The sequence below is a fragment of the Streptomyces bohaiensis genome (assembly GCF_012033785.1).
Lineage (GTDB): Bacteria > Actinomycetota > Actinomycetes > Streptomycetales > Streptomycetaceae > Streptomyces > Streptomyces bohaiensis.
On sequence record NZ_JAAVJC010000267.1, the window covers coordinates 1 to 6,401 of the forward strand.

A 6,401-nucleotide genomic window follows, 5' to 3' on the forward strand; every position below is an offset into this window, starting at 1 on the left:
GCCCCCGCCGGCGACGGCGCGGCCCCGCAGGGCCCGCCGCGTCCCGACGCCCCCCTGGAGGCCCCGTGAGCGCCGAACGCCCCCCGAGGCCCCGGTCGGCCGCCCGGAACGAATCGCTGCGCCTGGGCAGCCCCCGCCCCCGGCTGCGGCTGATCGGCCTCGGCCTGACGCTGGTGATGCTCGTCTTCACCGTGCGCCTGGTCCAGGTCCAGGCGGTCGACGCCACCACCTACGCCGACAAGGCGCAGGTCAACCGCTTCGTGACCGTGCCCATCTCCGCCGAGCGCGGCGACATCACCGACCGCCACGGCACCGCGCTGGCCACCACCGTCGACGCCTACGACATCATCGCCGACCCCTCGCTGTTCACCGAGGAGCACACCGACACCGACGACGGGCCCGCCCAGGCCGCCGCGCTGCTCGCGCCCATCCTCGACCAGGAGGAGGAGCGCCTGGCCCGGCTGCTCGACAACCCCGAGTCGCAGTACGCCGTCCTCGCCCGCCAGCAGAGCCCGCAGGCGTGGGCGCAGATCCAGGACCTGCGCCGCACCCTGGCCGAGCGGGTCCGGGAGGGCTCCGGCCATCAGGTCCTGACGGGCATCTTCCGCGAGAAGAACCCCAAGCGGGTCTACCCGGCGGGGGAACTCGCCGCGGGCGTCATGGGCTTCGTCAACAGCGAGGGCGTCGGCGGCGGCGGGATCGAGGCGCAGCTCGACCCGCAGCTGGCGGGCGAGGACGGCACCATGCGCTACGCCCAGTCCGGCGGCCGCCGCGTCCCGACGGCCGGCTCCACCGAGCAGCCCGCCGTGCCCGGCACCGACATAGAGCTCACCATCGACCGCGACATCCAGTGGGCGGCGCAGTCCGCCATCGCGGCGCAGGTCGACGCCTCGGCCGCCGACGGCGGCTACGTCGTCGTCCAGGACGTCGCCTCCGGCGAGATCCTCGCGATGGCCTCCGCCCCCGGCTACGACCCCAACAACTACGGCCGCGCCGAGCCGGGCACCCTGGGCAACCCCGCGCTCTCCGACGCCTTCGAACCGGGCTCCACCAGCAAGCTCATCTCCATGGCCGCCGTCCTGGAGGAGGGCAGCGCCGCCCCGGACACCCACGTCACGGTGCCCAACCGGCTGCCCCGTGCCGACCGGGCCTTCGCCGACGACCACGACCACGACACGTACTACCTGACGCTGGCGGGCGTGCTGGCGAAGTCCAGCAACATCGGCACCATCCTGGCCACCGAGACCCTCTCCGAGGAGCAGCCCGAGGCCAACCGGATCCTCCACCGCTACCTCGCCGACTTCGGCTTCGGCCGGCCGACCGGGCTGGCGTTCCCCGGCGAGACGGCGGGCATCCTCGCGCCGCCCCAGGACTGGAACGCCTCGCAGCAGTACACCGTCTCCTTCGGTCAGGGGCTCTCCGTCAACGCCGTGCAGGCGGCCTCGGTGTACTCCACCGTCGCCGGCGGTGGCGAGCGCGTCGCGCCCCGCCTGGTCCGCGGCACCACCGGGCCGGACGGCCAGTACCAGGAGTCGCCCGAACCGGAGCGGGAGCGCGTCGTCAGCGAGGAGACCGCCCGGCAGCTCACCGCCATGCTGGAGACGGTCGTCCACGACGAGGAGTGGGGGACCGGCGGCGCCGCGCGCATCCCCGGCTACCGCGTCGCCGGCAAGACCGGCACCTCCAACCGGGTGGACCCGGAGACGGGACGCTACGACGGCTACACCGCCTCCTTCGCCGGGTTCGCCCCGGCGGACGACCCGAAGGTCACCGTCTACTGCGCGGTGCAGAACCCCACCGAGGGCGGCTACTACGGCAGCCAGGTCTGCGGACCGGTCTTCCGCCAGGTCATGGAGTTCTCCCTCAAGGCGCTCCAGGTGGCGCCGAGCGGCGAGGACGCCGTCACCCTGCCGACCACCTTCGACCCCGACGCCTGACACGAACGAGGAACGAGCGGAGCCCACGTGAAGATCATCACCGGTGAGGACCGGAAGGGCCCCTCCGGGGCAGGGACCCCGGACGGGCCGCAGGGCTCACGTCGCGACACCCCCGCCGGGCCCGGTACGCTCACGGCCGTGCGACACGGTGACAAGACCCAGCCCGCGCTGCCCAGGCCACAGCACGTCCGACCGGTTCCGCTGGTCGAACTGGCCCGCGCCGCGGACGCTGAACTCACGGCAGCCCCCGCCCCGACGACCGACGGGCCCGAGGCTCCGTCCGGCGAAGGTGGGGAAGCCGGCGGCGCGACCGCCACCGGCATCACCCACGACTCCCGCGCCGTCCGGCCCGGCGACATCTACGCCGCGCTGCCCGGTGCCCGGTTCCACGGCGCCGACTTCGTCGCGCAGGCGGCCTTCCTCGGTGCGGCAGCGGTCCTCACCGACCCCGCCGGCACCGAGCGGGCGGCCGCGACCGGCCTCCCCGTGCTGACCGTGCCCGACCCGCGTGCCGTGATGGGGCAGCTCGCCGTCGCCGTCTACGGCGACCCCGGCGCCGGCATGCTGCGCATCGGCATCACCGGCACCTCCGGCAAGACCACCACCGCCTACCTGGTGGACGGGGCGCTGCGCGCTGCCGCCCCCGACGGCGGCCAGACCGGGCTGATCGGCACCGTGGAGACCCGCATCGGCGACGAGCGGATCAAGTCGGAACGGACCACGCCGGAGGCGACCGACCTCCAGGCGCTCTTCGCCGTGATGCGGGAGCACAAGGTCACCTCGCTCGCCATGGAGGTCTCCAGCCACGCGCTGGTGCTGGGCCGGGTGGACGGCTGCGTCTTCGACATCGCCGTGTACACCAACCTCAGCCCCGAGCACCTGGACTTCCACCCCGACATGGAGGACTACTTCCGGGCGAAGGCGCAGCTGTTCACCCCGGCACGTTCGCGCGCCGGAGTCGTCAACATCGACGACCAGTGGGGGCAGCGGCTGGCCCGCGAGGCGCAGGTCCCGCTCACCACGTACTCGGCCGAGGGCCACCCGGACGCCGACTGGCGGGCGAGTCGCGTCGAGGCCGGTCCGCTGGGCTCCACCTTCACCGTGGAGGGCCCCGGCGGCGTCGTCGTCCGGGCCGAGGCACCGCTGCCCGGCGAGTTCAACGTCGCCAACACCCTCGCCGCCATCGCCGCGCTGGCCGCCGCCGGCGCGGACCCGCAGCGTGCGGCCGACGGGATCGCCCGCGTGCCGGGCGTCCCGGGCCGGCTGGAGCGGGTCGACGCCGGCCAGCCCTACCTGGCGGTCGTGGACTACGCCCACAAACCCGACGCCGTGGAGTCGGTGCTGCACGCGGTGCGGAAGATCACCGACGGCCGGGTGCACGCCGTCCTCGGCTGCGGTGGCGACCGCGACCCGCACAAGCGGACCGCCATGGGCGCCGCTCTCGCCCGCCTCTCCGACACCGCGGTCCTCACCTCCGACAACCCCCGCTCCGAGGACCCGCTGGCGATCCTCGCCGCCATGCTCACCGGCGCCTCCCAGGTGCCCAGCCACGACCGCGGCACCGTGCTGGTGGAGGAGGACCGCGCCGCGGCCATCGCCGCCGCGGTGGCCCGCGCCGAGCCCGGCGACACCGTGGTGGTCGCCGGCAAGGGGCACGAGCAGGGCCAGGACATCGCCGGCGTCATCCGCACCTTCGACGACCGCACCGAACTGCGTGCCGCCATCGAGCGCGCCGGCCACGCCTCCGCCACACCCAGCCCAGGGACGGACCAGGACAGCGCATGATCCCCCTCTCCATCGCCGAACTCGCCGCCGTCGTCGACGGGAAGCCGCACGGGCTGCCCGCCGCCCCCGACACGGACCCCGGGGCCGACCCGCTGAACGCCCCGGTCACCGGCCCCGCCGTCATCGACTCCCGTGAGGCCGCTCCCGGGGTGCTGTTCGCCGCCTTCGAGGGCGAGCGGGTCGACGGTCACGACTACGCCGCCGCCGCGGTCGAGGCCGGCGCGGCCGCCGTGCTGGCCACCCGCCCGGTCGGCGTCCCCGCCGTCCTGGTGGACGACGTCACGGCGGCGCTCGGCGCACTCGCCCGGCACACCGTGCGCGAGCTGGGCGCCACCCTGGTGGCGCTGACCGGCTCCTCGGGCAAGACCTCCACCAAGGACCTCATCGCGCAGCTGCTGCGCGAGCTGGGCCCCACCGTGTGGACGCCGGGTTCGCTCAACAACGAGATCGGGCTGCCGCTCACCGCGCTGCGCGCCGACGCCGGGACCCGGCACCTCGTCCTGGAGATGGGCGCACGTGGCGTCGGACACATCCGGTACCTGGCCGAATTGACCCCGCCGCGCATCGGTGTGGTGCTGAACGTCGGGACCGCCCACGTGGGCGAGTTCGGCGGTCAGGACCGTATCGCCCAGGCCAAGGGAGAGCTGGTCGAAGCGCTGCCCGCCGCAGATGAGGGCGGTGTCGCGGTACTCAACGCCGACGATCCACTGGTCCGCGCGATGGCCGCCAGGACCCGCGCCCGGGTGGTGCTCTTCGGCGAGTCGGGCGAGGCAGACATCCGGGCGGAAGAGGCGCGTCTCGGCTCCGACGGGCGGCCTTCGTTCACGCTGTGCACCCCCACCGGGCGCAGCGGTGTGACCATGCGCCTGTACGGTGAGCACCACGTGTCGAACGCGCTGGCGGCAGCCGCGGTCGCCCATGAACTGGGCATGCCCGCAACGCAGATCGCCGAAGCGCTGTCGTCCGCGGGCCCGCTCTCCAGATGGCGGATGGAGGTCACCGAGCGCGCGGACGGTGTGACGATCGTCAACGACGCCTACAACGCCAATCCGGACTCCATGCGCGCGGCGCTCAAGACGCTCGCGACCATGGGGCACGGAGGACGCACCTGGGCGGTGCTCGGCCGGATGGCCGAGCTGGGGGACGATTCGCAGGCCGAGCACGACGCCATCGGACGGCTCGCCGTCCGGCTCAACGTCAGCAAACTCGTGTCCGTCGGCGGCCTGGAGGCCGCCTGGCTGGACATGGGTGCCAAGAACGAGGGTTCGTGGGGTGAGGAGTCGGTGCACGTGTCCGACGCTCAGGCAGCGCTGGAGCTGCTGCGGGACGAGCTGCGGTCGGGAGATGTGGTGCTGGTGAAGGCATCGCGCGCCGTGGGTCTGGAGAGGGTCGCCATCGACCTGCTCGGTGATACCGAAGGCGGGGTCGCCGCCCGATGAGGCAGATCCTCTTCTCCGGGGTCATCGGGCTCTTCCTGACCCTGATCGGCACCCCGCTGCTGATCAAGCTGCTCGCCCGCAAGGGCTACGGCCAGTTCATCCGGGACGACGGCCCCCGGGACCACCACAGCAAGCGCGGCACCCCGACCATGGGTGGCATCGCGTTCATCCTGGCCACGTTGATCGCGTACTTCGTGACCAAGGCGGTCACCGGCGCCATGCCGACCGTCTCCGGTCTGCTGGTGCTGTTCCTCTTCGCCGGTATGGGCCTGGTCGGCTTCCTCGACGACTACATCAAGATCGTCAAGCAGCGCAGCCTCGGTCTGCGGGCCAAGGCCAAGATGCTCGGCCAGCTCATCGTCGGCGTGGCCTTCGCGGTCCTGGCGCTGAACTTCGCGGACTCCCGCGGACTCACCCCGGCCTCGACGCACCTGTCGTTCGTCCAGGACTTCGGCTGGTCCATCGGGCCGGTGCTGTTCGTGGTCTGGGCGCTGTTCATGATCCTGGCCATGTCCAACGGCGTGAACCTGACGGACGGTCTGGACGGCCTGGCCACCGGTGCCTCGGTCATGGTCTTCGGCGCCTACGTCTTCATCGGCGTGTGGCAGTACGGCCAGACCTGCGCCAACGAGCTGACCGCCGGGCCCGGCTGCTACGAGGTCCGCGATCCGCTCGACCTCGCCGTGGTCGCCGCCGCGCTGATGGGAGCGCTCTTCGGCTTCCTGTGGTGGAACACCTCCCCGGCGAAGATCTTCATGGGCGACACCGGTTCGCTCGCGCTCGGCGGCGCCCTGGCCGGTCTGGCCATCGTCTCCCGCACCGAACTGCTGGTCGCCGTCCTCGGCGGTCTGTTCGTCCTCATCACCATGTCGGTGGTCATCCAGGTCGGTTCGTTCCGCCTCACCGGCAAGCGGGTCTTCAAGATGGCCCCGCTCCAGCACCACTTCGAGCTGAAGGGGTGGAGCGAGGTCCTGGTGGTGGTCCGGTTCTGGATCATCCAGGGCATCTGCGTCATCGTCGGACTCGGCATCTTCTACGGCACCTGGGCGACGAGCCGATGACCGGCGAGGAGTTCACCGACCGCCACGTCACGGTGGCCGGGCTCGGCGTCAGCGGGGCCAGCGCGGCACGCGCGCTGGCTGCCGCGGGCGCCCGGGTCACCGTCGTCGACGGTGGCGACGGCCCCCGCCCGCGTGCCGCGGCCGACCGACTCACCGGCCCCGTCGCCGACGGCGGGGCC

General features: G+C 73.1%; 5 protein-coding genes. All 5 read left to right on the forward strand.

Translation table 11 applies throughout. The annotated features are described in order from the left end of the window. On the forward strand, positions 1-1,937 hold a 1,937-nt coding region (locus HCN52_RS20465), incomplete at its 5' end, for a peptidoglycan D,D-transpeptidase FtsI family protein (RefSeq protein WP_245175321.1). 27 nt (positions 1,938-1,964) lie between these two features. Next, positions 1,965-3,722 (forward strand): UDP-N-acetylmuramoyl-L-alanyl-D-glutamate--2,6-diaminopimelate ligase, encoded by a 1,758-nt coding sequence (locus HCN52_RS20470; RefSeq protein WP_376767171.1) that lies wholly within the window; start codon positions 1,965-1,967, stop codon positions 3,720-3,722. Beyond that, positions 3,719-5,161: a UDP-N-acetylmuramoyl-tripeptide--D-alanyl-D-alanine ligase gene (locus tag HCN52_RS20475; RefSeq protein WP_168089928.1), complete on the forward strand. Its 1,443-nt coding sequence runs from the start codon at positions 3,719-3,721 to the stop codon at positions 5,159-5,161. Before HCN52_RS20470 ends, HCN52_RS20475 begins: the two co-directional genes overlap by 4 nt. Beyond that, positions 5,158-6,222: a phospho-N-acetylmuramoyl-pentapeptide-transferase gene (gene mraY / locus HCN52_RS20480; protein ID WP_167971948.1), complete on the forward strand. Its 1,065-nt coding sequence runs from the start codon at positions 5,158-5,160 to the stop codon at positions 6,220-6,222. Before HCN52_RS20475 ends, mraY begins: the two co-directional genes overlap by 4 nt. Further along, positions 6,219-6,401: NAD-binding protein (locus HCN52_RS20485; protein ID WP_168089929.1), on the forward strand; the 183-nt coding region annotated here is incomplete at its 3' end. The genes mraY and HCN52_RS20485, both read left to right, overlap by 4 nt.

Coding starts and splice junctions, on each gene's coding strand:
- mraY (WP_167971948.1), top strand. CDS start 5,158: ATGAGGCAGATCCTCTTCTCCGGGGTCATCGGGCTCTTCCTGACCCTG.
- HCN52_RS20475 (WP_168089928.1), top strand. CDS start 3,719: ATGATCCCCCTCTCCATCGCCGAACTCGCCGCCGTCGTCGACGGGAAG.